Source organism: Desulfovibrio sp. TomC (genome assembly GCF_000801335.2).
Lineage (GTDB): Bacteria > Desulfobacterota > Desulfovibrionia > Desulfovibrionales > Desulfovibrionaceae > Solidesulfovibrio.
Genome location: NZ_JSEH01000014.1, coordinates 1 through 25270, shown reverse-complemented (window position 1 = coordinate 25270; position 25270 = coordinate 1). Strand labels below are relative to the sequence as shown.

Annotated in this window: 25 protein-coding genes; 17 read left to right on the top strand and 8 right to left on the bottom strand. The window is 64.2% G+C overall.

The genetic code is table 11. From position 1 onward, the window contains the following. Nucleotides 1–64: 64 nt before the first annotated feature. Nucleotides 65–1867 carry a translation elongation factor 4 gene (gene lepA / locus NY78_RS14030; protein WP_043637220.1) on the bottom strand — a complete coding sequence of 601 codons (1803 nt, stop codon included), beginning with the start codon at nt 1865–1867 and terminating at the stop codon, nt 65–67. A 286-nt stretch (nt 1868–2153) separates the two neighbouring features. On the opposite strand from lepA, the gene sat reads away from it, so the two are divergent. Further along, nucleotides 2154–3446, top strand: coding sequence for a sulfate adenylyltransferase (gene sat / locus NY78_RS14025; RefSeq protein WP_043637217.1), 1293 nt, complete (start codon nt 2154–2156; stop codon nt 3444–3446). A 176-nt stretch (nt 3447–3622) separates the two neighbouring features. After that, nucleotides 3623–6835: a UvrD-helicase domain-containing protein gene (locus NY78_RS14020; RefSeq protein WP_043637214.1), complete on the top strand. Its 3213-nt coding sequence runs from the start codon at nt 3623–3625 to the stop codon at nt 6833–6835. Here NY78_RS14020 and NY78_RS25260 read toward each other — a convergent pair whose 3' ends face one another. Further along, nucleotides 6836–6979, bottom strand: coding sequence for a hypothetical protein (locus NY78_RS25260; RefSeq protein WP_175577127.1), 144 nt, complete (start codon nt 6977–6979; stop codon nt 6836–6838). A 139-nt stretch (nt 6980–7118) separates the two neighbouring features. Between NY78_RS25260 and cbiR the strand changes: the two genes are divergently transcribed. From cbiR to NY78_RS14005, 3 genes are read left to right on the top strand one after another with little or no spacing between them, the layout of a single operon-like run. Further along, complete coding sequence (gene cbiR / locus NY78_RS14015) at nt 7119–7901, top strand: cobamide remodeling phosphodiesterase CbiR (protein ID WP_231584001.1); 783 nt, start codon at nt 7119–7121, stop codon at nt 7899–7901. Then, a complete protein-coding gene (locus NY78_RS14010; RefSeq protein WP_043637211.1) occupies nt 7898–8416 on the top strand; it encodes a bifunctional adenosylcobinamide kinase/adenosylcobinamide-phosphate guanylyltransferase in 519 nt (172 codons plus the stop codon). The genes cbiR and NY78_RS14010 overlap by 4 nt, the downstream gene beginning before the upstream one ends. Further along, nucleotides 8413–9492, top strand: coding sequence for a DHH family phosphoesterase (locus NY78_RS14005; RefSeq protein WP_043637210.1), 1080 nt, complete (start codon nt 8413–8415; stop codon nt 9490–9492). Before NY78_RS14010 ends, NY78_RS14005 begins: the two co-directional genes overlap by 4 nt. Here the strand turns inward: NY78_RS14005 and NY78_RS14000 are convergent. Together NY78_RS14000 and NY78_RS13995 are read right to left on the bottom strand one after the other, a co-directional pair. Further along, nucleotides 9432–10778 carry a protein kinase domain-containing protein gene (locus NY78_RS14000; protein WP_043637208.1) on the bottom strand — a complete coding sequence of 449 codons (1347 nt, stop codon included), beginning with the start codon at nt 10776–10778 and terminating at the stop codon, nt 9432–9434. The genes NY78_RS14005 and NY78_RS14000 overlap by 61 nt on opposite strands. Nucleotides 10779–11023: 245 nt before the next feature. After that, nucleotides 11024–11968, bottom strand: coding sequence for a glycosyltransferase (locus NY78_RS13995; protein WP_043637206.1), 945 nt, complete (start codon nt 11966–11968; stop codon nt 11024–11026). A gap of 382 nt (nt 11969–12350) precedes the next feature. On the opposite strand from NY78_RS13995, the gene NY78_RS13990 reads away from it, so the two are divergent. From NY78_RS13990 to NY78_RS13970, 5 genes are all read left to right on the top strand, one after another. Continuing rightward, complete coding sequence (locus NY78_RS13990) at nt 12351–12539, top strand: ferredoxin (RefSeq protein ID WP_043637204.1); 189 nt, start codon at nt 12351–12353, stop codon at nt 12537–12539. A gap of 137 nt (nt 12540–12676) precedes the next feature. Further along, complete coding sequence (locus NY78_RS13985) at nt 12677–13546, top strand: YkgJ family cysteine cluster protein (protein WP_043637202.1); 870 nt, start codon at nt 12677–12679, stop codon at nt 13544–13546. A gap of 1 nt (nt 13547) precedes the next feature. Continuing rightward, entirely contained in the window at nt 13548–13907 is a 360-nt protein-coding gene (locus tag NY78_RS13980) for a hypothetical protein (protein ID WP_043637199.1), read from the top strand. A gap of 18 nt (nt 13908–13925) precedes the next feature. Then, entirely contained in the window at nt 13926–14561 is a 636-nt protein-coding gene (locus NY78_RS13975) for a tetratricopeptide repeat protein (RefSeq protein ID WP_043637196.1), read from the top strand. A gap of 301 nt (nt 14562–14862) precedes the next feature. Continuing rightward, nucleotides 14863–15567 carry a DVU0298 family protein gene (locus NY78_RS13970; protein ID WP_043637193.1) on the top strand — a complete coding sequence of 235 codons (705 nt, stop codon included), beginning with the start codon at nt 14863–14865 and terminating at the stop codon, nt 15565–15567. Nucleotides 15568–15661: 94 nt separating this feature from the next. Here the strand turns inward: NY78_RS13970 and NY78_RS23130 are convergent, their stop codons facing one another. Beyond that, a complete protein-coding gene (locus NY78_RS23130) occupies nt 15662–17362 on the bottom strand; it encodes a transporter substrate-binding domain-containing protein (RefSeq protein ID WP_053062218.1) in 1701 nt (566 codons plus the stop codon). A 221-nt stretch (nt 17363–17583) separates the two neighbouring features. On the opposite strand from NY78_RS23130, the gene NY78_RS13960 reads away from it, so the two are divergent. From NY78_RS13960 to NY78_RS13950, 3 genes are all read left to right on the top strand, one after another. Beyond that, nucleotides 17584–18015: a hypothetical protein gene (locus tag NY78_RS13960; protein WP_231584000.1), complete on the top strand. Its 432-nt coding sequence runs from the start codon at nt 17584–17586 to the stop codon at nt 18013–18015. Nucleotides 18016–18557: 542 nt separating this feature from the next. Continuing rightward, nucleotides 18558–18902: a DVU0772 family protein gene (locus NY78_RS13955; RefSeq protein WP_043637191.1), complete on the top strand. Its 345-nt coding sequence runs from the start codon at nt 18558–18560 to the stop codon at nt 18900–18902. Nucleotides 18903–19193: 291 nt separating this feature from the next. Next, nucleotides 19194–19955 carry a metallophosphoesterase family protein gene (locus tag NY78_RS13950; protein ID WP_231583999.1) on the top strand — a complete coding sequence of 254 codons (762 nt, stop codon included), beginning with the start codon at nt 19194–19196 and terminating at the stop codon, nt 19953–19955. A 250-nt stretch (nt 19956–20205) separates the two neighbouring features. Here NY78_RS13950 and NY78_RS13945 read toward each other — a convergent pair whose 3' ends face one another. From NY78_RS13945 to NY78_RS13935, 3 genes are read right to left on the bottom strand one after another with little or no spacing between them, the layout of a single operon-like run. Then, nucleotides 20206–21573 (bottom strand): trypsin-like peptidase domain-containing protein, encoded by a 1368-nt coding sequence (locus tag NY78_RS13945; protein ID WP_043637189.1) that lies wholly within the window; start codon nt 21571–21573, stop codon nt 20206–20208. A 37-nt stretch (nt 21574–21610) separates the two neighbouring features. Beyond that, entirely contained in the window at nt 21611–22042 is a 432-nt protein-coding gene (locus NY78_RS13940) for an Hsp20/alpha crystallin family protein (RefSeq protein ID WP_043637187.1), read from the bottom strand. 40 nt (nt 22043–22082) lie between these two features. Continuing rightward, nucleotides 22083–22298, bottom strand: a complete 216-nt coding sequence (locus tag NY78_RS13935; RefSeq protein WP_043637185.1) for a Trm112 family protein — start codon at nt 22296–22298, stop codon at nt 22083–22085. A 100-nt stretch (nt 22299–22398) separates the two neighbouring features. Here NY78_RS13935 and NY78_RS13930 point away from each other — a divergent pair, with 100 nt between their 5' ends. From NY78_RS13930 to NY78_RS23780, 4 genes are all read left to right on the top strand, one after another. Beyond that, nucleotides 22399–23301, top strand: coding sequence for a PHP domain-containing protein (locus tag NY78_RS13930; RefSeq protein WP_043637182.1), 903 nt, complete (start codon nt 22399–22401; stop codon nt 23299–23301). Between the two features lie 32 nt (nt 23302–23333). Beyond that, the gene (gene rplU / locus NY78_RS13925; protein WP_043637180.1) at nt 23334–23642 is read left to right on the top strand and encodes a 50S ribosomal protein L21; all 309 of its coding nucleotides are present in this window, start codon (nt 23334–23336) and stop codon (nt 23640–23642) included. Between the two features lie 25 nt (nt 23643–23667). Then, nucleotides 23668–23952, top strand: a complete 285-nt coding sequence (gene rpmA / locus NY78_RS13920; RefSeq protein WP_043637178.1) for a 50S ribosomal protein L27 — start codon at nt 23668–23670, stop codon at nt 23950–23952. 94 nt (nt 23953–24046) lie between these two features. Further along, nucleotides 24047–25102: a pentapeptide repeat-containing protein gene (locus NY78_RS23780; RefSeq protein ID WP_082140023.1), complete on the top strand. Its 1056-nt coding sequence runs from the start codon at nt 24047–24049 to the stop codon at nt 25100–25102. The last annotated feature ends 168 nt before the right edge of the window (nt 25103–25270 follow it).

The following is a 25270-nucleotide window of genomic DNA, read 5'->3' as shown; positions in this document are numbered from 1 at the left end:
TGATGTTTGGGAAAAAGCGGCCGGGTCACGGCGGGGCCGCTGGAACAGGGCAGCACGGGCAGGCCTAGTCTTCAGTGGCCTTGAGTGCGGCCAGAAAGGCTTCCTGGGGCAGTTCGACGTTGCCCATGCGCTTCATCCGCTTCTTGCCTTCCTTCTGTTTTTCCAGAAGCTTGCGTTTGCGGGTGATGTCGCCGCCGTAGCATTTGGCAATGACGTTTTTCCCGATGGGGGAGTTGCGTTCCCGGGCGATGACCTTGGTGCCGATGGCGGCCTGAATAATGACTTCAAACAGTTGGCGCGGGATGACGCGCTTGAGCTTGAGCGCCAGGGCGCGGCCGAACTTGTAGGAGTTCTCCCGGTGGACGATGACGGCCAGGGCGTCCACGGGATCGCCGTTTATAAGGATGTCGAGCTTGACCAGATCCGAGGCCCGGTAGTCGATAACCTCATAATCCAGGGAGGCATAGCCCCGGGTCGAGGATTTGAGGCGGTCGAAGAAGTCGTAGACGATCTCGGCAAAGGGCAGCTCGTAGGTGATGACCACCCGGGTGGCGGTCAAGTAGCGCACGTCCTTCTGGATGCCGCGTTTTTCCTCGCACAGCTTGAACACTGCGCCCACGTATTCGTTGGGGGTGTGGATCTCCAGACGGGCGAACGGCTCATAGAGGGCGGCGATTTCCTGGGTCTTGGGCAGCTTGCTCGGATTGTCCACCGGGATGACGTCCCCGGCCGTGGTCTCAACCTTATAAATGACCGAGGGGGCGGTGGCGATGAGGCTGGCCCCGAACTCGCGTTCCAGGCGCTCCTGGATGATCTCCATGTGGAGCAGGCCGAGAAAGCCGCAGCGAAACCCGAAGCCCAGCGCCTGCGAGGTTTCCGGCTCGTAGGTGAAGGCCGCATCATTTAACTGCAGTTTTTCCAGGGCGGTCTTTAAGATCTCGTATTCTGCGGCGTCCACCGGGTAGAGACCGCAAAAGACCATGGGTTTGACTTCTTTGAAACCCGGCAACGGCTCGGTGGCCGGATTGTCGACCGAGGTCACGGTGTCGCCCACCCGGGCTTCGGTCAGGGTCTTGATGTTGGCACAGAAAAATCCGGCCTCGCCCGGCCCGAAGGAGGGGAAATCCTTGGGTCCCGGGGAGAATGCGCCCAGGCGGATCACTTCGAATTCCGCATTGTTGTACATCATGCGGATGCGCTGCCCCAGGGTGATGGTGCCGTCCATGACCCGAAAGAGCACCACCACGCCCTGGTAGGAGTCGTACCAGGAATCGACGATGAGCATGCGCAGCGGGGCGTCGGCCGTGCCGGCCGGGGACGGAATCTTGGCAATGATCTGTTCGAGCACGGCCGCGACATTGACGCCGGTTTTGGCCGACACGGACACGGCGTCGCCGCAGGGCAGGCCTATGGCCTCTTCGATATCCTGTTTGACCGCTTCGGGGTCGGCGCTGGGCAGGTCGATTTTATTGAGGACCGGGATGATCTCCAGGTCGTTGTCCAGGGCCAAAAAGACGTTGGCCAGGGTCTGGGCCTCGACGCCCTGGGTGGCGTCGACCACCAAAAGCGCCCCTTCGCAGGCGGCCAGGCTCCGGGAGACTTCGTAGGAGAAATCGACGTGTCCCGGGGTGTCGATGAGATTTAAAATATAGTCCTTGCCGTCGGCAGCCTTATACGGAATACGGACGGTCTGGGCCTTGATGGTGATGCCGCGCTCGCGTTCGAGGTCCATGCGGTCGAGATATTGCTCGCGCATGTCCCGGGCATTGATCAGCCCGGTGATTTCGAGGATGCGATCGGCCAGGGTGGATTTCCCGTGGTCGATATGGGCAATGATGCTGAAATTTCTGATGCGGGACGTGTCCATGTGTGGGGATGCCTTTGGCGAAGCGCGCGTTGGATCGAAACGCCTCTTAATGGAAGGCGTGTCCAAGGTCAATGCGGGCGGCGCCGACGCGTCCCGGCGGACAAAAAATCCGCCCGGCAATCCATTGTCCCACGACATTTCCGTGACCTTTGACACATTTTTCACTTGGTATTCCCCTGGCCCTGGTGTATGTGATTACCCACTCATGGGGACAACCGGTTCCGGAAAATCCCGGCCCCCGGACGAAACGCGGAAACTTTAACAAAATCACCGGTAGGAGGCTTACATGTCTAAATTGGTTCCGCCGCATGGAGGCAAAGGCCTGGTCATCCGTCTGCTCGAAGGCGCTGCCAAGGAAGCCGAGCTGAAGAAGGCCGCCGGCCTCAAGAAAGTGCAGATCACCGCTCAGGAAAAGGGCGACCTTATCATGATCGGCATCGGCGGTTTCTCGCCCCTGGACGGTTTCATGACCAAGGCCGACTGGAAGAGCTCCGTTGAGAAGATGATGCTGGCCGACGGCACCTTCTGGCCGGTTCCCGTCGTCCTGGCGGTCACCAAAGACGAAGCCGCCGGCATCAAAGAGGGCGAGGAAATCACCCTCGAGCGCAACGGCGAAATCTACGCCACCATGAAGGTCACCGAGAAGTACGCCCTGACCGAAGCCGACAAGAAGTGGGAATCCGAGCTGGTCTACAAGGGCGCCGGCGACGACTCTGCCGACGACAAGTTCTGGAAGATCGCTCTTGACGACCATCCGGGCGTCAAGATGGTCATGGAACGCAAGGAAGTCTGCCTGGCCGGTCCGGTCAACGTCCTGTCCGAGGGCGAGTATCCGACCAAGTACAAGGGCGTCTACCTGCGTCCGGCTGAAACCCGCGCCATGTTCGACGAGCGCGGCTGGGGCACCGTCGCCGCTTTGCAGCTGCGCAACCCCATGCACCGTTCGCACGAGTACCTGTGCAAGATCGCCATCGAAGTTTGCGACGGCGTCATCATCCACTCGCTGATCGGCAACCTGAAGCCCGGCGACATCCCGGCCGAAGTCCGCGTGAAGTGCATTGACACCCTGTGCAAGTACTACTTCGTGGAAAAGAACGTCATCCAGGGCGGCTACCCCCTCGACATGCGTTATGCCGGTCCCCGCGAAGGCCTGCTCCACGCCACCTTCCGCCAGAACTACGGCGTCAACAAGATGATCATCGGCCGTGACCATGCCGGCGTCGGCGACTTCTACGGCATGTTCGAGGCTCAGGAAATCTTCGATCGCATCCCCTACGCCACCACCAAGGCTGCCAAGCCCGGTCAGGCGCTGTTGTGCGAGCCGCTGAAGATCGACTGGACCTTCTACTGCTACAAGTGCGACGGCATGGCTTCGCTGCGCACCTGCCCGCACACCAAGGAAGACCGCGTCATCCTGTCCGGCACCAAGCTGCGCAAGATGCTGTCCGAGGGCGGCGAGATCCCGGATCACTTCGGCCGCGAAGAAGTCCTGGTCATCCTGCGCGCCTACTACGAAGGTCTGACCGAGAAGGTCGAGATCAAGATGCACGGCGCTGCTTCCGGCGACTCCGCCAAATAAGTAGTCCGCGCAATCGATCCGATTGCTCCAGGGGGGACGCGCAAGCGTCCCCCCTGTTTTTTTGTGTCGCCTGACGCAACAGGGCAGCCCCGCCGACACCTCCCCGCCCCCGCAATTTGACCCCGTCGTCGCCGCCGCCCCTTGCCGCAGCCGGCCGATCCCTGTACCCTTGGGCCATGGAGTCCTTTCTCGCCGACCTGCACATCCACTCCCGCCATTCCAGGGCCACCAGCAAAGGCCTCACCCCCCGCCATCTGGCGGCCTGGGGCGAAATAAAAGGCATCTCCGTCGTCGCCACCGGCGATTTCACCCACCCCGGCTGGATGGCCGAACTCAAAGACGCCCTGGTCCCGGACGACGCCGGCCTCCTGCGTCTGGCCGATCCCGCCGGCCTTGGCGCGGAAATTCCCTGGCTGCCCGAAGCCCGGCCCGTCGGCAAGGCCCGATTTCTCCTTTCCGCCGAAATCAGTTCCATCTACAAGCGCGGCGGCAAGGTCCGCAAAGTCCACAACCTGCTCTACGCCCCGTCCTTTGAGGCGGCCGAACGCCTGAATGCCAAGCTGGCCAAGATCGGCAACCTGACCGCCGACGGCCGGCCGATCCTGGGCCTGGACAGCCGCCATCTGCTGGAACTGACCCTTGAAACCGATCCTCTGTGCTTTCTGGTGCCGGCCCATATCTGGACGCCCTGGTTTTCCCTGTTCGGCTCCAAATCCGGCTTTGATTCGGTGGAGGAATGCTACGGCTCCCTGGCCCGGGAAATCTTCGCCCTGGAAACCGGACTGTCCTCGGACCCGGACATGAACTGGACCCTTTCGGCCCTGGACCGCTTCCGGCTCATTTCCAATTCCGACGCCCATTCCGGCGAAAAGCTCGGCCGGGAATCCAATCTCTTTACCGGCCCGGCCTCCTACGCCGGCATCTTTGACGCCCTGCGCGGCGCCCCCGGAGAGACGCAGTTTGCCGGCACTGTGGAATTTTTCCCGGAAGAGGGCAAATACCACCTCGACGGCCACCGCGACTGCGGCGTGGCCATGGAGCCGGCTGCGGCCAGGGACCTGGGCGGCATCTGCCCCAAATGCGGCAAACCGCTGACCCTCGGCGTGCTTCACCGGGTGCTGGATCTGGCCGACCGCGATGCGCCGGTGCGCCCGGACGGCGCGCCCGGGTTTACCTCGCTTGTGCCCCTGGACGAGGTGGCCGGCGAGGTCTTGGGCGTTGGCCCCAAGACCGGCAAGGTCCGCACGCTCCTCGGGACGCTTTTTGCCCGCTTCGGCACGGAAATCGCCATCCTGCGCGACGTGCCGGCCGAGGACCTGCGCCGGGTCAGCCCCGGGCTGGCCGAGGCCATCACCCGGATGCGCCAGGGCAAGGTGAGCCGGCAGGCCGGCTTTGACGGCCAGTTCGGCCGCATCACGGTTTTTTCCGACGAGGAGCGGCGCGATCTCAAGGCCGGGCGCTTCCTGGCCGCCGCGCCCATGGCCCGGACCGCCCCGCGCGAACCGGCCCCGGACGACGAGGCCCCGGCCGAACCTCCCCCTGTCCTGGCCCCATCCCCGGCCAAACGCCGGGCCGCCGCCAAAGCCTCCGAAAAAGGCCGACGCCGACAGCCGACGCCGGCCCCGCTCCCGGCCGGCGGACTCACCGACGACCAGTCCCGGGCCGTTTCGACCAGCGCGCGCCACGTGCTGGTGGTGGCGGGTCCGGGCACGGGCAAGACCCATACCCTCATTGCCCGCGTCCGCGCGCTGCTGGCCCTGGGCGTGGCCGCCGGCAACATCCTGGCCGTGACCTTCACCCGCCGGGCCGCTGCCCAGCTGCGCGAACGGCTGGCCCGGGAGGACGGCGGCAGCGACATCCCCCGGGCCGACACCCTGCACGCCCTGGCCCTTGGCGCCCGCACCGAGGCCGGCGACCCCGAACCGGTCATCTTGTCGGAAAAATCCAGCGAACGCCTCTTTGCCCTGGCCAATCCCGAACTGACCGGGGCGCGGCTGCGCACGGCCTGGAAGGAATTGAGCCTGGCCCGGGAACGGCTGACGCCGCCGGAATTTCGCCCGGAAGGCATTCCCGGCCCGGAACTCTACGCCGCCCGCTATGCCGCCCAGAAAAAAGACTACGGGCTGACCGATTTCACCGATCTGCTGGAAGGCTGGCTGGCCGCCATGGAGTCCGGCCGGCATCGCCCGCCCTGGACCCATGTGCTGGTTGACGAGGTGCAGGACCTGACCCCGCTGCAGCTGGCCGTCATTGCCGCCCTGGCCGGGCGGGAGCGGGCCGCGCTGTTTGCCATCGGCGACCCGGACCAGTCCATTTACGGCTTCCGGGGGGCCTCGGGCCGGGTGGACGCCGCCCTGGCCGAAGGCTGGCCGGACCTGACCCGCGTGACCCTGACGGACAATTTCCGCTCGGCCGCACCACTCCTTGATCTGGCCGCCGGGGTGTTTCCCGGTCGCACGGCCCTGGCCTCCCGGGCCGGCAGCGAGATCCAGGCGGCCTGCGAAATCCAGCTCTACGAGGCCCCAACCGCCGCCGGAGAAGCGGCCTGGGTGGCCGAGCGGGTGGCCGGCCTCCTGGGCGGCTCGTCGCTGACGCTGACCCGCGACTTTTCCGCCCAGACCCTGGCCCCGGGCGACATTGCCGTGCTGGTGCGCTTTTCCGGCCTCATCCCGGGCCTCAAAGCCGCCCTGGCCCGCACCGGGGTCCCGGTGGCCGTGCCCGAGGCCGAGGCCTTCTGGAACGAGCTGCGGGTGCGCCTGCTCCTGGGCGCGGCCGCGGCCTCCCTGGGCATCCCGCCGCCGGACGGACAGGACACGCCGCCGGACGTTCCCGAACGCATCCTGGACAAAGGGCCGCTGGGGCTGGCCGCCTACCTGATCGACATCCCGCCCTTTGACCGACTCTTCTGGCAGGGACCGCAATTTCGGGAACTGACGCGAGCCTACGACGCCCACGGCGGCTGGGCCGGGCTGCTTGGCTACGTGGCCGGGCAGACCGAACTGGAGCTGGTCGGGGCGCGCTCGGAAAAGGTGCGGATCATGTCTGTCCACGCCGCCAAGGGACTGGAATTTGCCGCCGTGTTCCTGCCGGCCCTGGAAGACGGTATTTTACCGTTTGCCGGAACGGATTTTTTAAGCGGCAAACCCGGGCATCTGGCCGGGCAAATGGACGAGGCCGAGGAACGGCGGCTGTTTTATGTGGGGCTGACCCGGGCCAAAAGCCGGCTGTACCTGTCCCATGCCGTGCGCCGGGAGCTGTTTGGACGAAAGCTCATGTTGCGGCGATCACGTTTTTTGGACACCCTGCCCTTGGGCGGGGTGCGACGGCTGGCCCTAAAGGCCCGCACCGTCAGTCAGGCCAAGCAGCTTGATTTGTTTGGGGGAGGCTGATTACCAGATGCGTCGCCACACCAGGCGCTCGTAAGCGCGGGTGACGCGGTGGGCCGTAGGCGCGGCCACGCCCAGGTCTTTTAGCCGACAATACACGTGCAGCGGATTGAACATATGCTGCATGAAATCACGAATCTGTCGCATGGGAACACTACTCCGGAAAACGGACGGCCGGGCATAATCGTCCAGGCCGCCGCCGGGACCGCCCGGCAACCCGCAATCCATACTCCCGGCCCGGGAAACCCTCAAGTCTAAACCTGTTACTTTTTTTTGCCCAGATTTTATGATGTTACAAAAATGCAACTCCCGTTTTTCCTGGCGTCTGGCTGCCCCGAGCTGCGTGTGGCCGGAAACCGCCCTGGTCAATTGCCGCCGGCTGGCCCGCAATGTTCCCGAAGTCGGCCTCTACCTTCTGGAGCTGCACTCGTGCCTGGCCTATGGCCCAGGCGACCTGCCGCAAAAGACCTACGGTCTGACCTATCATCTCCACCTGCCCCTTGATCTGCCCTGGCGGCTTGGCGGCGACACGGTCTATGCCGTGATGGAAGGCCTGCTCGACATGACGGCCCACTTAAACCCCTGGGCCTTCGTGCTCCATCCCCCGGCCGATGCCGGGGCGCTGGCCGATTTTGTCCGGGCCTTTGCCGCCGGCGGCCGCGACCCGGCCACGTTGCTCTTGGAAAATACCGACACCGCCTCCCCGGCCGACAATCTGGCCCTGGCCCGGGAACTGGGCTGCGGCCTGTGCCTGGACCTCGGCCACATGCTGGCCATGGGCCATAAGCTGCCGACCGACGACCCCGGGCTCATAGCCAAAACGGCCATGCTCCACGTCTATTCGCCCTTTGGCTCAGAAGGCCCGCCCAAGGACCGCACCCACCTGCACCGCACGCTCACCTGCCTGTCGCCGGAAGGCCGCGACCTGCTGGCCTGGATGCTCGGCAACCTGACGCCAAGGACCCTGGTGCTGGAAATTTTTGCGCCCATTCATCTGGTGGAAAGTCTGGCCTGCATCGAGGCCATAAGCGACGCCGTCACCCCGCCGGTTGCCGGGAATGCGGCGTGATCCGGCTGCTCCTTGGCGGCACGCGCTCGGGCAAATCCGGGCATGGCGAGGCGCTTCTCGCCGCAGGTCCGCTGCCCCATCGGGTGGTGGCCACGGGCCGGGCCTGTGATTTCGCCTTCCGGGAGCGCATAAACGCCCACAAGCGGGTCCGGGACCCCCGGGTGGCCGTCATCGAGGCCGGGGCCGAGGCCATGGACGTCCTGGCCCGGGAGGCGGCAGCCGGCGGCACGGTGCTGCTCGACAGCCTGGACTTTTGGCTTTTTGCCTGTCATGGCGATACGGTAGAGGCCAACGTCGCCCTGGCCCGGGGCTTTGCCCCCTACGGCGACCCGGGCGGACCGGAACTGATCGTGGTCAGCGCCGAAACCGGCCTTGGCCCGGTGGCCGGGGATGCGGCCACGCGGCAATTTATCGACGCCCTGGGCGCGCTCAATCAGGCCGCTGCCGCCCTGGCCCATGACGTGCGGCTCATTGCCGCCGGACTGTCCGTGCAGCTCAAGGGAAACGCTCCATGAGTCCATTTCGAAAGATGTCCCAGACGGCAGGGGGGTTGATGCAGGCCATTGGTCGCGGCGACCGCTGGCTGATCCTCATAAACGCCGACCCCGACGCCCTGGCCTCGGCCATGGCCCTGCGGCGCATCATGGCCCATAAGGCAGCCGAAGTGGGCATCGCCCACGTCAACGAGGTCAAGCGGCCGGACAATCTGGCCATGATGCGGTTTCTGCGCATCCCCTCGACGCCTTTCACGCCGGGCATGTGCGCCGCCTATACCAGGTTCGCCATGGTGGATTCCCAGCCCCACCACCACCCGGCCTTTGCCGGACGACACTATTCCATCGTCATCGACCACCATCCTGTCTTGCCCGACCAGCCTTCCACGGCCGAATATACCGATATTCGCCCGGACTACGGCTCGGTCAGCACGATTATGGCCGAGTATCTGCGCGGGCTGCATATCCGCCCGGGCAAGCTCCTGGCCACGGCCCTGGTCTACGGCATCAAGGCCGATACCCAAAGCTTCGAGCGCCATTTCCTGGAAGCCGACGTGCGGGCCTTTAGCGCGCTGACCAAACACGCCGACATGACCCTGGTGCGCAAGATCATCTCCAGCGAATACCATCGCCGCTGGCTCAAGTTTTTCTCCAAGGCCTTTCGCAAGATGCGCTTTGTCGGGGCGCGCGGGCTGTTCGTCTATATGGACGCCCTGGAAAGCCCGGACATCCTGGTCATGCTGGCGGACTTTTTCACCCGCGTCCACGGCCTGTCCTGGAACATGCTGGCGGCGGTGGTCAAGGGCACGGTGGTGGTGGTCTTTCGCGGCGACGGCGTCGGACGCAACATGGGCCACATGGCGGCCAAGCTTTTTGGCGACATCGGCTCAGCCGGCGGGCACCGGGGCGCGGCCAGGGCCGAAATCGAACTGGCCAAGCTTGGCGGCAAGCCGGTGGAGGAATGGCTCTACAAGCGCCTAACCGGCCACAAGCTACCGACCAAGGAACAGTGCCCGGTGGAGTTCCCAGCCCATCCTCAAAGCGAACGCACGGCCCGGGCCGAGGCCGGACAGCAGAAATCGGCCTTGGCCACGTAGCCAAGTTCCACGTCGGCCACGTAGGCGGCGGCATAGTTGGCCCGGTCGGCGCTCCACACCCGGCGCACCGGCTGGGTGAGCGTGGCCGGCTGGCAATAACCTTCGCCGACCGGCTCCGGGGTGAGAAGCGTCATCAGTTCCGGCACGGTCGGCAACCGCCAGTCGTCGTGGCCGGCGAACTGCCCGGCATTAAGCGCCGCCACAAAGGCCGCCGCCCCCTCCCAGGACGTCGGATAGGGCGCAGCCTGGCGCACCCAGGCTAGCCCGGCCGCTTTGTCCCGGACCACCCCGTCCCCGGCGTCCTCAAGCTGCCCCGGCCAGTAGGCGGACGGCCGCCACAGGGCGTCCAGGCCGAAATCCTCCCGGGCCTCGCCCACACCCACCATCCGCGGCCCCCGGCGCGGCAGGTCCGCCCCCTCGGGTACGCAGCGGGGACACAGCGAGGCCGGGGCAATGGCGCACACCCCGTCCATGCGCCGCCGCCACCGGGCAAACGCGTCGGTAAGCGCCTCGGCCATGGTCCGGGCGTCGGCATAGCGGCCGTCAGGCCGCAGGCACAGGGAGCGTTCCAGCACCGCGTCAAATGCATCGCCAAGTTCCGGCGAACGCTCCGACGCCGCCCACTCGCCCCACTCCGGCAACCGGCCGGTCAGCATCCGAAAAAGCGTCACCCCGACGGCATAGAGATCGGACCGGGCATCGGCACTGTCCGGGTCGTCCTCCTGCTCGGGCGCGGCGTAATAGGGCGAGCCGACCTTGACGTTGGACGGACCGCCAAAGGATTCCCCGCGCACCTTGGACAGCCCGAGGTCGGTGATTTTGAGCACGTCGTCGTCGCTGACCAGCAGGTTGAAGGGCTTGACGTCCCGGTGGATGACGCCGGCATGGTGCAGCCGGGCCAGGCCGGAAAGCAGCTGGGCGGCATAGCCGATGGCCCGGGGCACGGGCAGCCGGCGGCTTTCAGCCTCGACCCGGTAGGTTTCGCCTATGACCGATCCCAGGGATTCGCCGTAAAATTCCATGACAAAGTACGGCCATGGCCCGGAGGCCTCGTAGTCAAAGACATCAACCAGATTGTGGTGGCGAAGCGAACCGAGCAGGGCTGCCTCGTCGCGAAAAAGCCGCTCCACCCGCTCCCGGCCCCACAGGGACAGAGTCAGTTCATTGGGGCGAAGCAGTTTGAGAGCCACGATCCGGCCGATGACCGGAATCCGGGCCTTGAACACCGCGCCCATGCCGCCGCGTCCGAGCACGCCGTGAATCGAGTATTTGCCAATGCTGCGCATGGGTGCTTCATCCTTGTGTGGGTGTCCCCGGGTCTGTCCGGCTGCGCCCCGGGACCAGGCCCGCTCCAGGGCGTCGCTGTCCCCGGCGGCGGTATGCGCCCCAACTCCCGAAGCCGCCCCCTAAAAAAGGGAAACGCGCCCGCCGCCGGGGCAAAGTCCCTGCGACGTGCGCGTTTTCGCAATGCTACGCTGCCAAGGCCGGGCCGGCAACTCCCGACCGGGCCGGCCGGCCCGGGTGCGGAGCCCTAGCCGCCCACCTTGAGAAGCTTCAGGTCGCCGGGCATGGCCGGAGTGCGGCTTCGCCGGGTGATCACCGGGGCATCGGGCAGGCCCTGCATGAAACGCCAGATCCGTTCCAGCGGCATATGGGAGCGCAGGTAGGCCTCGCACTTGGAAAAACTATAGTGGTGGGCAAGACTGCGCCCAAGCACGGCCACCTTCATCTTGCCGGCGCTTAAGGCCAGATTGAAGGCCTTTTCGTCCGACGTGGTCTGGCCGGCCACCCGGGTGGTGGGAAACGGCAGCACGAGCCGCATGATGCGCTGATCGAAAATGACGCAGTTGATGGTCAGGTAGCCCACGTAGGAATACTTGGGCGGCGCGTCGTGCAGATAGACGTCGGCCAGATTCTCGTGGATGAGCTTTTCCCACATCCAGCGGTGATAGACCCAGTTCTCCTCAATCGGCGGACCGACAAACATCGAACGCTCGGAAGGATAGGACAGGCGCAGGAAGCGGTTTAAAACGTGGCGTCCGGGCGGGCTGATCGGAACAAGCGGCATGACCAGCGGCACGTCGGGACGCTCGGCATGGTCGAGATAGCCGTCAATGAGGTGTTCGAGCCAGTGGGGCGTGACGAACAGGTCTTCATCAATCTTGATGATCACATCATCGAAATGGGCGGCCAATATCTCGTTTTGCACGCTGTGCACAGCCGGCACGAGACCGCGCGGCCCCCGTTCGATAAGGGTGACGTTGGAGTGGCGGGCGGTAAAACCCCGGGCCATGGCCTGATGCTCCGGGGTCGGCGCATTGGCCACCACATAAATACGCTTGAAGCGGGTAAGATCGGTGTAGCGCTCCAGGCATCTGATGCAGACGAGAAAGCAATCGAGCCTGTGCGAGGTGAGCAACACGAGAACCGGTTGAATATCGCCGCGTCGCGGTCGTAAATAGGTTAACTTGCCCATGGCCGTCCCTGGCTTTCAGGCATCCCTGCGTAAAGGTTAGAGTGGGTCTTCATCTCGCTTTTCGGCATTCTCCAACAGGAACTTTAGCCCTTTTGTAAGAAAATAATCTTCGCATTTTCAAACAGATAGCGGGACGTCCCAGACCGATCCCCGGTTACACGCCCGCGCGCGCGCCAGACAAATCCCCCAAAAAGGCCGAAAATCCCGAAAAAAGACCGGACCATGCCCGCCACTGACGCCCCATCGGCCGCCGCTCCCTTGACACGAAACCGACCCGGCGATAAGCCTGCTTGATCTTTATCGATCAGATGCGGGTCGTCTCGCTAACATAGCGGCATGTCTGCAAAAACGGATATGACGTCCCGGGTTTCGGAGGTTTGTCATGGGATATCGCGTCATTGTCGACACGCAAAAATGCATTGGCGACGGCGAATGCGTCGACGTGTGTCCGGTGGAAGTCTATGAGATGCAAGACGGCAAGGCCGTGGCCGTCAACATGGAAGAATGCCTGGGCTGCGAATCCTGCGTCGAGGTCTGCGACCAGAACGCCCTCATCGTTGAAGAAGAATAACGAAATCGATTCAAATAGTTAACCGGCAAACGGGGACAGGCGGCCAGTGTCTGCCCCCCTGCCGTCTCCGGCCCGGGCCGCCCGACCCTTTGCCGGGACACCGGCGGTCGGCAGGTCCGGGCCGCCGGAGCCCACCGATGCAGTTGGACTTTTCCCCCGCCTTTGCCCGCTATGAGGCCATCGCCGCCGAGGCCGACGCCGCCTTTGCCAAAGTCTCTGAAATGTGCCCGGACTTTGTCAGTTGCGGCGCCGGGTGCAGCGACTGCTGCCATGCCCTGTTCGACCTGACCTTTATCGAGGCGCTGTACCTCAACCACCAGTTCAACAAGGCCTTTCCCTCCGGCCCGGCCCGCGACGCCGTGATCGAACGGGCCAACAAGGCCGACCGCGACGCCGCCAAGCTCAAGCGCAAGGCCTTTCGGGCCGGCGAAGAGGGCGTCTCCACCCGGGACATCCTCGAAAGCATGTCGCGCGAGCGCATCCGCTGTCCGCTGCTGGGCGACGACGAGCGGTGCGTGCTCTACCCGTTCCGGCCCGTCACCTGCCGGCTCTACGGCGTGCCCCTGGAGATTTCCGGCGAGGCCCGCACCTGCGGCAACACCGGCTTTGCCCCGGGCGAGCGCTACCCCACGGTGAAAATCGAAAAGCTGCAGGACCGCCTCGTCGCCCTGTCCCAGGAAGTCGTCAGCGCCCTGCCCACCCGGCTGCCGCTTTTAGGCGAAATGCTCGTGCCGGTGTCCTTTGCCCTGGCCACGGATTTTGACAATGACTACCTCGGCATCCTGACCGAAGACGATATGGTCCAGATCCCCGAGGGTCCGGCCCCGCAGCCGCAACGCCAGCCCCAGATGCAGCCGCTCCAGGCCACGCTTGGCGCCAGCGCCCCGTCTTCGGACTGCGGCTCCTGCGGCCAGACCGCCGGTTCCTCGGCCTGCGCATCCTGCGGCGGCTCCACGTCCTGGGTCCTGCCCGGCCCGGACGGCGCGCCGTCTGACAAGGAGGACTGAGATGGCCCACAGCCCCGAAGAACTGGCCACGCTCAAGCGCGCCATCTACGACAAGGTCAAACCCCGTCGCCGCAAATTCATCGACAAGGTCGGCTATGACGTCTGGGACCCGTTCCAGGAACCGATGGACCCGCTGGACCTGCGCGAGGACGCCTCCCGGCGCACCAGCCAACAGCTCATCGCCGAATTTCTGGCCACCGTCCCCGGCTCGTCCGAAGAGTTTGGCAAGGGGGCCTGGGAGTTGTGCCTGGGCGTCATGACCGGCTCGGAACGCCACCGGGGCATGTACGCCTTTTGCAAATGGTACAAAGACCTGCTGGCCCGGGAAGGCATCGAAGCCGACCTTGGCCCGGCAAAATAACCCTGAGAAGGATTTTTCATGGACTACACCGCGCAGACCCCTGACGAATTCATTGACGAACTGAAAAAACGTCTGGCCGGCAATCCCGGTTGCGGCGTGACCCACTACAACCTGGGCACGGCCTATGTGGCCAAGGGCCGTCTGGTCGAGGCCGAGGCGGAATTCCTCCAGGCGGTCGAATGCTCCCCCAGTCTGGCCGAGGGCTATGTCCAGCTCGGCGGGTTGGCCATGAACAAGGGCGACCTCGACGGCTGCCTGGAATGGAACGAGAAGGCCGGCCGGGCCAGACCGCTTTTCGCCGTGCCCTTTGGCAACATCGGCTTTGTCCATCTCCAGCGCGGCGATGTGGACAAGGCAGAAAAATCCCTGCGCCGGGCGGTCAAGATCGATCCCAAATACGTCCAGGCCCTGGGCACCCTTGGCAGCGCCATGTTCATGAAGGGCGACATCGCCGCCGCCGAACACTTCAGCGTCAAGGCGCTGGAAATCGAACCCATGTTCGGCCCGGCGCTGAACAACTTGGCCCTGGTGGCCATGGAGCAGAACGACTTCGTCAAGGCCAAGGAATTCATGGATCGCGCCCGGGAGACCGGCTTCGAGCCCCATCCCGGCATGGTGCGCGAGATCGAGGAAGGTCTGGCCAAGGGCCAGTAGCAAAGAGAGAGATGCCTCCGGCGGCCGGGGGGATGATCCCCCCGGACCCCTGCACTTGGAGAAGTTTGGAAAGGGGTTCTTGGCGTTGGCCGGCAAGCTGGTCGGGCGGACGAGGTCTGGCCCCGGGGAAACCGGCGTGCGGCCCAAGCTGCATGGCTGGTTTTGGCGAATTGACAGTATCCATTGGCGTGTAGCGTCCTGACATGCCGTCGCCGCGATGGGCAGATCGCAACACGCCCTTCCTGCATCCCCGCCGGCCCGGGAACGCCTCCCCGGCCGGTACGGGTCCCAAGGACCACCCATGGTTTCACGCCGCCAATTGCTCCCGGTCATCCGCACGGCCCTGGCCGGTCCCGACCCCGGGCCGGCCCTGGCCGCCATCGGCGACATTGCCCCGGCCGTGCGCCTGGGACCGCTTTTCTCCCTGCTCCTCGACCGCGATCCGCTCATTTCCTGGCGCGCCGTCACGGCCTTTGGCGCGGCCATGGCCGAACTGGCCGAGGCGCGGCTGGAAGACGCCCGGGAGGTCTGGCGCAACCTCATGTGGCGGGCCAACGAAGAGTCCGGCAACATCGCCTGGGGCATCCCCCAATGCATGGGCGAGACCCTGGCCCGGACGCCTGTCCTGGCCGCCGACTACCACCGCATCCTTATTTCCTATGTGCAGGACCTGGACGGCGATTGCACGTTTATCGACCACGCCCCGCTGCGTCGGGGCGTCTGGTGGGCCATTGTCCGGTTGGCCGAGGCTGCTCCGGCGCTGGCCGCCCGGGCCCTGCCCGAACTGACCGGCGCCGTTGCCGACTGCGACCCCGAAGCCCGGGGGCTGGCCTGTCTGGCCCTGGCCAACCTCAAGCCCGATCCCTCGCGCACCCTGCTGGCCGCTCTGACTGCGGCCTCAGAGGACCCGGCCGCCTTTGACTTCTACAACGGCTGGCAGCTCGTCCCCACCACCGTGGCCCTGTCTGCCGCCGCCGCCCTGGCTGCCTGCCGCCGCTGCGGCTGATCCAGGGGCCAGGGTCCCCTGGAGGACCCGACGAAGCCGGGCCGCCCGGCAGGGATGCAAAAAGCCGACTGGGTCAAAACCGAATCGTTGGGGATCAGGAGCCGGATGCGCCCCCAACCCCGGGCAGCGACACCCGCACCGTGGTCGCGCCCGGCTCCGAGGCGTCGAGGGTCACGTCGCCGCCATGGGCCCGGGCAATGATCCGGGCCGAATAGGTGCCAAGCCCGGTGCCGAACGTCTTGCCGCTGGTGACGTATTTCTCGAAAAAGGTCGCCACGATCCCGGCCGGCACTTCGCCCTGGTTGCGGATGGAAAACGTCTTGGCGGCCGTGTCCAGGGCAAGGGCCACCTCCCCGTCCACCGGCGACGCCTCGGCAGCGTTTTTAATCAGGTTCTCAAACAGGTTGCCGAGCAAATTCGCGTCCCCGCGCACCAACACCCGCTCCCCGGCGGCGGCCGTGCGCCCGTCCACAAGCACGGTGAAGCCAAGCCGCTTGGGCACAAAAAGGCTCTCCAGATTGGCCCGGATGCCCCGGAGCAGGTCAAGCACGTCGCAGTCGGCCAGGGCGACCGCGTAGGTCCCCTTCTCCATCCGGGACAACGCGCCGGCCAGACGGATGGTGGCCAGCATCCGCCGGCCCGAGTTGGCCGCGTGGTGCAGGAGTTCCTGCTGTTGCCGGGTCAGATTTTTCTCTCCCTCAAGCAACTCCGGGATGCTGATGATCCCGGACAGGGGCGTGACCAGATCGTGGCGGATAATCTGTTCCACATCGTCGCGCATCCGCTCGAGCTCCTCCCTGCGTTCGATCTCTTTGCGCAGGGCCGCGTTGAGCCGCTTGATCTTCCAGGCCCACAGCCCGCCCAGAGCAGCCAGCGCCAGGACCACCCCCAGCACCTTGGCCAGATTGCCGTAGTCGGTCACGGTCTGGACATTGATGGACACGTGCCGGTTCTCGATGGCCGCCCGCTCGGCCGTGGTGATGCTGGCGATGCCTTTGTTCACAATGTCTCGCAGGCGTTCGTCATTCCCTGCGATGCCAATGCACAGGTTATTGGAATAATAGGGCAGCTGGCCGGCAATCTTGAGATTGAAAAGCCCCTGCTTTTTGATGGTGTAGGCCGCGACAATAAGCGAGCGCATGGTCATGTCCGCTTTTTTGGCGGCAACCATGCCGATGGCCTCGTCTTCGGTGGCGGTGGTGTGGATGGTCAGGTTGGGATAGTCGCGCCGCACGAGTTCTTCCATGGCCGTGCCCGAGGGAAAGGCGATGCTCTCGCCGGCGAGCTTTCCCGGATCGGAAATGAAGGGGTGCTCTTCGCGGGTAATGAAGACGTTGACGTCGCTGAAAAGCGGCCGGGAGAAGATGAGCCATTCTTCCCGTTGCGGCGTTTTATTGAGGAAGCTTAGCAGCTGGCAGCGCCCGTCCCGGGAGGCAGCCAGACTCTCGTCCCAGGAGGCGGTCGGCACCAGCTGCCAGCGCAGGCCGGTACGCTCGGCCACCAGCCGAAGCAGGTCGGCGGCAATGCCCTCGTGCGCACCCTGGGCATTGATCGACTCGAAGGGCGCCCAGTCCGGGTCCACGCACAGGGTGACCAGGCCGTGTTCCTCGACATACCGGGCCTCCGGGGGAGACAGTTCCACGGCCTGCCCCGCACCCGGGGCCAGCACCAGCGCAACCAGCCAGGCCAGGAGCGCCAGCCGGACGCCGCAAGCCCTGTGCGGCGTCCGCTGCCTTGCCCCCAGACAGGGGCAACACGTGATTTCTGTCGCCTTCCCTGTTTTCAGTTGTGCCATATCGCACGCTCCCTTACGGGCGGAAATGTTCTCCCCCGGCCAGCTTCGCCAAACACTTCACGGAAATAGACACTACGCCCCTGCGCGCCAAATCGCCACTGGAAGAAAACCGGCCGGAAACCGGGCCAGGGCGGTTCCCGGCCGCTGCCTGTAACCGGAGCCGCCCCCTCCCCGACCTCCCCGGCACAGGAGACGCAGACCGTCTCGTGCGGAGGTTCGCCTTGCTCAAAAATAAAACACTCGCCACCCTGATCATGACGGCCGTTCTGGTCCTCTCCGCCTTCCTGATCCTGTCCTGTCTGCCGGTCCGGGCCGCCGATGTGCCGACCCGGCTCGACACGCCCCCCGAAACCCTGGTGGACGGCTTCCTTCAAGGCCTCGCCGCCCGGGTCCAGTTCACCCCCCAGGAGCTCTCGGCCGTGCGCCCCATCCTCATCGAGCAGACCAGAAAACGCCAGGACATGGCCCGCGCCCGTCTGGCCGCCACCCCGGGGCTGGCCGGCCTGAGGGGGCTGCGCGACGATCTGCGTCAGATCGGCCAGGAAACCGATGCCCGGTTGGCAACCGTCCTGCCCCCGGCCAAACTGGACGCCGTCAGGGCCTATCGCGAGGAACGGCGCAAGGAGGCCAAGGCCCGCCGCCTCGCCGGCTAGAACTGCGCTCACAACAACACATCATTGCAGATTGTTGCCGCGCCGAACAAGAACACGGCTTTTCCCGAACGTGAGCCCCGGCCTGGCGCGGCCGGGCGCGAAGCGAAAGATGCGGGGCACTGCCCCGCGCCCCGCCGGGGATGCTCCCCCCGCACCGCCCGACGGGGTCGGGTCCAAGGAAAGGGCGCTCCCGCCCTGATGGTTGAGACGAAGTTCCCCCTCCCAAACGTCCGGCTCCGGAACAGGCGTTGTGCCTGCTTCGGGGCCGGATTGTTTTGGCGGCCTCAGCTCCCCGGGCACGTCCTGGCCGGGCCGAGCGACAGGCGAGACCAGGCCAGTGCCGGGTCGGGTCGGGTCGACCTCTCCACCCAAGGCCAACAGCCAAATAAACTTTACCTATTAATTTAGCATTGTTGCATAGAATAGGCCCAATTCTTTCCGCCTTTTTTGCAATTCTGGCTTGACCATAAGACAAAATGGATTAGATTTGTCCCATATCGCTTGTCGAACATTTCTGTGCCTAAACCCTACGGAGGATGCACATGCAGACCCAGCACGACCTGTCCGGCCTTGTCATCGATTGGGACATGACCCCGGAAGACGCCGTGACGCTGTACCTGGAGTGGGGCAACAACTCCTGGCACGCCCAACATAAGCCCGTCACCTCGAAGAACGATTTTTCCACCTATTTCGTGGTCAACACCTGGACCGGGACGCCGCAGTTGTCCCTGGTGCGCCGCAACTCCGAGGACTGCGTGGAAGTTGCCGCCTTTGAAATCCCCGAGGATCTGGCCAAGGATTTCATGGCAGAAACCGGGTTTAACAAGGGCGTTTACGCCCCCAGCGGCGCCATCAAGCAATGGCTGCAAAACAAGTATTTCAACTAGGGCACTGACGCACCCAAACACATCTCCTGCATAACCCCCGCACCATACCTCCACGCTCCATGACGCGTCCCCGGCGGATAGGCCCCGGGGACGCGTCCTTCTTTTGTCGCCCTGGCATCGCATTCCCAGAGGCAGGCTGCATCGTATGGCGCGCGGTTGCCACGCGCCAACCGCAGCAAAACCGGCTGTAGCGCCGCAACCCCCAGCCCCTCCCGGACACGCCCACGCCTCCAGTCCATCGAGCGTTGCCGCACCCCCCGTACACCAACGCCCCCACCCCGGACGCCTCCCTTGTCCCGGGCCGCCAAAACTGCCACTATCCCTGCCATGCTGCTCGCCGCCATCGCCGACATCCACGGCAACCTCGAAGCCCTGACCGCCGTTTTGGCCGACTGCAAGGCCTGCCAAGCCGACCTTGTGGTCAGCCTGGGCGACAATATCGGCTATGGGCCGGACCCGCAGGCCGTGCTTGCAGTGCTCGCCAAGCGGAACATCGCCAGCGTGCGCGGCAACCATGAATGGGCCGCGGTGGACCCGTCGCGCCGGGGGACCTTTAACCCCCAGGCCCTGGAGGCGCTCCTGCGCACCCGGGAACTGCTTGGCCCCCACGATCTGGCCCGCATCGCCAATTACCCGACCTCGCTGGTGGCGGCCGGCTGCCGGCTGGTCCACGGCCTGCCGCCCAACGACACCACCGCCTATCTTTTCGAGGCCGGCGAAACGACCCTGCGCCGGGCCTTTCTGCGTACCCCGGAGCCGGTGTCCCTGGTCGGCCACACCCACATGCTCGAAGGGGCGACGCTCCGCGGACGCGAGGTGGACCGCTTCGAGCTGGACATCGGCGACAATCCCCTGGACCCGGCCGCCCGCCACATCGTCAACGTCGGGGCCGTCGGCCAGCCCCGGGACGGCGACAACCGAGCCAAGTACGGCCTTTTCGACACCAAGACCCACGTCCTGACCATCCGGGCCGTCCCCTACGACATCGAGGCCGTGATCCGCAAAATGGCCGCACGCGGCCTGCCCATGCGCTACGCCGAGCGACTGCGCTAGGGGGAGGTGAGAGGGAGGTGGATGAGAGAGGGAAGAGGGCCTCCGGCGGCCAAAGGGCTGAGCCCTTTGGAATCCCACCTGGGGGGCGTTTTATTTGACTGGGTGCGTTGTCTCGTCGGCGGGCGGCAGTGAAGCGGGAAGAGACGGGAAGATACCTCCGGGGCCGGGGAGGCGGTTCGCCCCCCGGACCCCGGCACAGGGAATACGTTTGTGCGCCCTGGCCCAGCGCCGGCGCGCCTGGACCGTCGGCCTACTCCACGCCCATGCGGGCGTAATAGCCCCGGCCGTTGCGCTCGATCATGACCAGGATGGTCCGGTTTAAGCGATTGACGTAGACGGCCCGGATGAATTCGGCCTGGGACGTGAGCTTTTCCCCGCCGATCTGGACCAGCACGTCGCCGGGCTTGAGCCCCAGCCGGGCGGCAGGAGAGCCCGGCGTCACCGCCGACACCGCCACGCCGCGACCAAAACCGACCGTAAGCCCCCAGCGCGACGCCGCCAGGGCGGCAGCCTCGCGCTCGCCAAAAGCAGCCGGCGCAACAGCGATCTTCAGTTCCTTTTCGCCCCGCCGCACCGTCAGCGTCAGGTTTTCGCCCACCGTGGACGTGGCCAGCGCCCCCCGGAACTGGTCCTTGTCGTCCAGCTCCGTCCCGCCAACCGCCGTCACCAGATCGCCCGGCCGCAGCCCGGCCTTTTCGGCCGGCGTCCCCGGGGCCACCTCGGTCACCAGCATCCCGCGGGGGCGATTCAAGCCGAAATAGCGCGCCGCCCGGACATCCACGTCCTGGCCCGTGACCCCGAGCCAGGCCGGCGTCACCCGGCCGCCGTGCATCAGTTCGGCCACCACCCGCCGGGCCTTGTTGATGGGGATGGCAAAGCCGATGCCCTCGGCCCCGGCCTGGATGGCCATGTTGATGCCGATGACCTGCCCGGCCAGATTGACCAGCGGCCCGCCGCTGTTGCCGGGATTGATCGCCGCGTCGGTCTGGATCAGATCGGCATAGGCCCCGCCCTCGTGCTTGAGCGACCGGCCGACGGCCGAAATGACCCCGGTGGTGACGGTGTGGGTGTAGCCAAAGGGATTGCCGATGGCGATGGCCGTTTCGCCGATCATGATGTCGGCCGAGTCGCCCATGGCCGCCTGGGGCAGGTCGCCGCCGCCGGACAGACGCAGCACGGCCACGTCGAAATCCGGATCCGCGCCGACCAGGGAGGCTTCAAGGACGCGCCCGTCCTGCAGCCGGGCCTTGATCGACGTGCCGCCGGCAATGACGTGGGCATTGGTCAACACCAGCCCGGCCTTGCCGTCGATGATGACCCCGGAGCCCAGGCTCTCCTGGGTCTGCTGCCGGGGAGCAGGGCCGTCCTGGCCGAGAAACTGCCGGAACAGCTCGTCGTCGAAAAAAGGCCCCCGGCTGCCCCGGCGCTCCACGGTCCTGGCCGAGGTGATGTTGACCACGGCCGGGCCCACGGCCGCCACCGCCGCAACCACCGGGGTCTGGCGCAGTTCCCGGCCGGTGGGAGCCGCGGCCGCTGGACCGGACGCAGCAAGAAAAAGGGAAATCACCAGAAAGAAGCAGACAAAAAGGCGTATCGCCCACAGGGCAATGCGACCCATGGCAGGCCTCCGCAGCGGTAGTGAGGGTTTTTTTGCGTCAACTAATGGGAATGCGGCGGCACAGGCGCTCGGGCAGGATCTTGGGCAGACGCACCTCCAGCAGGCCGTCCTTCATGACCGCCGCAATCTCGGTGCGGGCCACGCCCTTGGGCAGCAGGAAGCTGCGGGCAAAAGGCCCGTAGGAACGCTCCAGCACCTGATACACCCCGCCCCGGGCGTCTTTTTCAAAACGCCGGTGGCCCTGGATGATCAGTTCCCGGCCCCGGATTTCCACGGCCACATCCTCCCGGGCCACGCCGGCCAGTTCCAGGGTCACCCGAAACTCGTCGGCCGTTTCCACCACATCCGCCGCCGGCTGCCAGGCAAAGGCGCATTCCCTGGCTCCGGCTGCGGCCTCGTCCATCATCCGACCGGCCTCATTGCCGATTTCGGCCAGGGCCATCCACGGCGTCAAGTGCAGTTTGCCCATTGCGGCTCCCCGCCCGAGCATGGCGCTTCGGGCTTTGACGTTATTTTGCGGCGTCGTCTTTGACCGAGCGTTTGCCGGCGTCCCAGTCGGCGCGGGCCACGGCCTCTTCCACCAGCATGATGGGAATATCGTCGCGCACCGGGTAGACCACGGCGCAGGGCGGACAGGCCAGTCCGGCCTCGGCATCGACAACAGTCAGCGCGCCCTTGCATTTGGGGCAGGCCAGGATGGTCAGCAGATCAGGATGAATGCTCACGAACGGTCTCCTTTGGCGAGAGTGTGTTCTGGTAATAGCCAAATCGGACGGCAGGCGCAATGGAGGTTCACAAGTTGGCCGGGGCGGGCTAGGGTCGGGCATGGCGTTTATTGATCTGCACACCCACACCACGGCCTCGGACGGAACCCTTGCTCCCAAGGAACTGGTGGACCGGGCCGCCGGCCTTGGCCTGGTCGCCGTGGCCATCACCGACCACGACACCCTGGCCGGGCTGCCCGAAGCCCGGGCCGCCGGGGAAAAGCATGGCCTGGACGTGGTGGCCGGGGTGGAACTGTCCGTGGCCGACGACCGGGGCAGCATCCACCTGGTCGGGCTTTTTTTACCGGACAGCCCCGGCCGTCTGGCCGAACGCCTGGACTGGCTGCGGGAGCGCCGCCACGACCGCAACCACCGCATTCTGGAAAAACTCAAGGCCCTGGGCGTCTCGCTCGATTACGCCTCCGTCACGGCCCTGGCCCAGGGGGCGGTCGGCCGGCCGCATATCGCCCAGGCCCTTTTGGCCCAGGGCGTGGTGTCGAGCTTCAAGGAAGCCTTTACCCGCTTTCTGGGGGCCTATGGCAAGGCCTATGTGCCCAAGGACAAGCTGACGCTGACACATGCCATTGGGTTGCTCCATGCCGAAGGCGGTCTGGCTGTTCTGGCCCATCCCTATCTCCTGGGCCTGTCCGGCCCGGCCCTGGCCGAAACCGTGGCCCGCTACCGCGACGCCGGCCTGGACGCCATCGAGGCCTTTTATACCGAACATTCCCAGTACCAGACGCTCGAGTATCTGGCCCTGGCCCGCAAACTCGGGCTGGCCGTGTCGGGCGGATCGGACTTTCACGGCGCTGCCAAACCCGGGGTGGAGCTGGGCCGGGGCCGGGGCAGCCTTCGGGTGGACATCGCCACCCTGGACATCCTGCGCGCCCGCCGCGCCCGGCTGTTGGCCACCGGATCGTCTTTGGCGCAAAAAGAACTTGACCCCGGGCTAAACCCGGAATAAAGAACTCCTCTTCCCTATCGGAGGTCATCCCTATGTACGCAATCGTTTTGGCTGGCGGCAAGCAATACAAGGTCCAGGAAGGGGCCACCATCACCGTGGACCTCGTTGCGGCCGATGCCGGCTCGGAATACGTGCTGGACAAGGTGCTCATGGTCGGCGGAACCGACGTCAAAGTCGGCGCACCCTATCTTTCCGGCGCGGCCGTCACCTGTGAGGTGGCGGGTCATGTCAAGGGCAAGAAGATCGTGGTCTTCCACAAACGCCGCCGCAAGGATTCCCACAAGAAGCAGGGTCATCGCCAAGGCTATACCCAGCTGACCGTGAAGTCCATCCAGGTCTAGTTTCATCTTTTGAAGGAGTCGCGAGATGGCACATAAAAAAGCAGGCGGCAGCTCCAGAAACGGCCGCGACAGCGCCGGCCAACGGCGTGGCGTCAAGCGTTTCGGCGGTCAGAAGGTTCTGGCCGGCAACATCCTGGTGCGCCAGCTCGGCACCAAGTTCCACCCCGGCGACGGCGTGGGCATGGGCCGCGACTACACCTTGTTCGCCCTGGTGGACGGCGTGGTGAAGTTCGAAAAGTATTCGCGCAACAACAAGGTCAAGACCCGCATCCACGTGCTGCCGGTCGAGGCCGCTGCGGCCGCCGCCTAAATAGCGACGATCCGGCGAAGGTATTTCGGGCGGAAGGCTTTGGCCTTTCGCCCTTTTCGTCGTGGCGCATACGTGACTCCCGTGGAGGTAAGAGATGAAAACCAGAGAAGAGGCCATTGAGGCATGGAACACTTGGGCTGGAAGATATAAAGACATTGATGCAGACGATTTTTGCTCGGTTAATCCCTGCAACTACTGCGGGAAAGTGATTGACTCGACCGGGAACTACCTCCCCCCACCAATTCAAGAAATGGTCGGCTTCACACAAATGCATTTAAATGGGGCAATCATCGTTCCGTGGCCAAAACTAGACAAACTTCAGTCAAATATTTCTAACACTCTCTTGGGTACGGATGGGATTACCCAGACATTTTCGCTCAGGTCCAGATGGTGTGCTTTATTTCGAGACGTCACGGACTATAGAGAGAAAATTCGAACACTAATTACAAACAATGACAGGGAAAATAAATTATTGAATAACACACTCCATGAGTGGAACAATTACCTTACTGCTCATGGATTTGCACCTTTTCTCGAAAACGATCTTAGAGGCATTAATCTTTCCGGCCTACGCTTCGGTGGAAAGAAGTACGGGGGGTGTCACCTCCGTAAAGTTGACTTAAGTTTTTCTGAGTTAACAGCATCAGACTTAACCGGCGCAAACCTTTATGGTGCGAAGTTTGTTGGAGCCTGCGCCTTCTCGACTTCTTTCAACTACAGCATATGCGAACGAACTGACTTCACATACAGCAATATTCCTCGATCTAAGTTTAACGGATGCATCCTCAATTTCACTAATTTCGACTATTGCAATTGCTCAGGATCGACATTCAACGGATCAGAACTTGTCAACTCTTCTTTTAAATCCACTCATGCGCAGAACTCAACATTCTGCGAACTTGAGGAGATAGAAGCAGGAATTACTAGCAGAAAAAGAACAAATCTTGCAAATTTACAATTTGACCAAAACACAGTTTTTACAGATTGTAATTTCGACAGACACTCACTACAAACAAACAAAGATATACAAAAATATCTAGAAAAATCTACCGTTCAAGGCAGTCTACTTTCAAGACTAATCGAATCAGCAGAAGTGAAGCCTGGGTTCTTCGGGCTTCGTGTGGACTTAAAAAAGCTTTTTAGAAAGTAACCTTAAATAAACAGCTAGATAGTTCTCATTTTTCATAGTTATTAAGAGATCGACACTTTTCGTAATCCTTTTTAACTGTCAAGAGACTACTGGTCCTACGACACCACGCATGACCGTTACTGCCCTTGATGGGCATACACCAAGACTGATATCTGCCATCTGTTAATG

Bases quoted from the DNA above. Each gene is read 5' to 3' on its own strand.
- lepA (WP_043637220.1), bottom strand. From the start codon at position 1,867: ATGGACACGTCCCGCATCAGAAATTTCAGCATCATTGCCCATATCGAC.
- sat (WP_043637217.1), top strand. From the start codon at position 2,154: ATGTCTAAATTGGTTCCGCCGCATGGAGGCAAAGGCCTGGTCATCCGT.
- NY78_RS14020 (WP_043637214.1), top strand. From the start codon at position 3,623: ATGGAGTCCTTTCTCGCCGACCTGCACATCCACTCCCGCCATTCCAGG.
- NY78_RS25260 (WP_175577127.1), bottom strand. From the start codon at position 6,979: ATGCGACAGATTCGTGATTTCATGCAGCATATGTTCAATCCGCTGCAC.
- cbiR (WP_231584001.1), top strand. From the start codon at position 7,119: ATGATGTTACAAAAATGCAACTCCCGTTTTTCCTGGCGTCTGGCTGCC.
- NY78_RS14005 (WP_043637210.1), top strand. From the start codon at position 8,413: ATGAGTCCATTTCGAAAGATGTCCCAGACGGCAGGGGGGTTGATGCAG.
- NY78_RS14000 (WP_043637208.1), bottom strand. From the start codon at position 10,778: ATGCGCAGCATTGGCAAATACTCGATTCACGGCGTGCTCGGACGCGGC.
- NY78_RS13995 (WP_043637206.1), bottom strand. From the start codon at position 11,968: ATGGGCAAGTTAACCTATTTACGACCGCGACGCGGCGATATTCAACCG.
- NY78_RS13990 (WP_043637204.1), top strand. From the start codon at position 12,351: ATGGGATATCGCGTCATTGTCGACACGCAAAAATGCATTGGCGACGGC.
- NY78_RS13985 (WP_043637202.1), top strand. From the start codon at position 12,677: ATGCAGTTGGACTTTTCCCCCGCCTTTGCCCGCTATGAGGCCATCGCC.
- NY78_RS13980 (WP_043637199.1), top strand. From the start codon at position 13,548: ATGGCCCACAGCCCCGAAGAACTGGCCACGCTCAAGCGCGCCATCTAC.
- NY78_RS13975 (WP_043637196.1), top strand. From the start codon at position 13,926: ATGGACTACACCGCGCAGACCCCTGACGAATTCATTGACGAACTGAAA.
- NY78_RS13970 (WP_043637193.1), top strand. From the start codon at position 14,863: ATGGTTTCACGCCGCCAATTGCTCCCGGTCATCCGCACGGCCCTGGCC.
- NY78_RS23130 (WP_053062218.1), bottom strand. From the start codon at position 17,362: ATGGCACAACTGAAAACAGGGAAGGCGACAGAAATCACGTGTTGCCCC.
- NY78_RS13955 (WP_043637191.1), top strand. From the start codon at position 18,558: ATGCAGACCCAGCACGACCTGTCCGGCCTTGTCATCGATTGGGACATG.
- NY78_RS13945 (WP_043637189.1), bottom strand. From the start codon at position 21,573: ATGGGTCGCATTGCCCTGTGGGCGATACGCCTTTTTGTCTGCTTCTTT.
- NY78_RS13940 (WP_043637187.1), bottom strand. From the start codon at position 22,042: ATGGGCAAACTGCACTTGACGCCGTGGATGGCCCTGGCCGAAATCGGC.
- NY78_RS13930 (WP_043637182.1), top strand. From the start codon at position 22,399: ATGGCGTTTATTGATCTGCACACCCACACCACGGCCTCGGACGGAACC.
- rplU (WP_043637180.1), top strand. From the start codon at position 23,334: ATGTACGCAATCGTTTTGGCTGGCGGCAAGCAATACAAGGTCCAGGAA.
- rpmA (WP_043637178.1), top strand. From the start codon at position 23,668: ATGGCACATAAAAAAGCAGGCGGCAGCTCCAGAAACGGCCGCGACAGC.
- NY78_RS23780 (WP_082140023.1), top strand. From the start codon at position 24,047: ATGAAAACCAGAGAAGAGGCCATTGAGGCATGGAACACTTGGGCTGGA.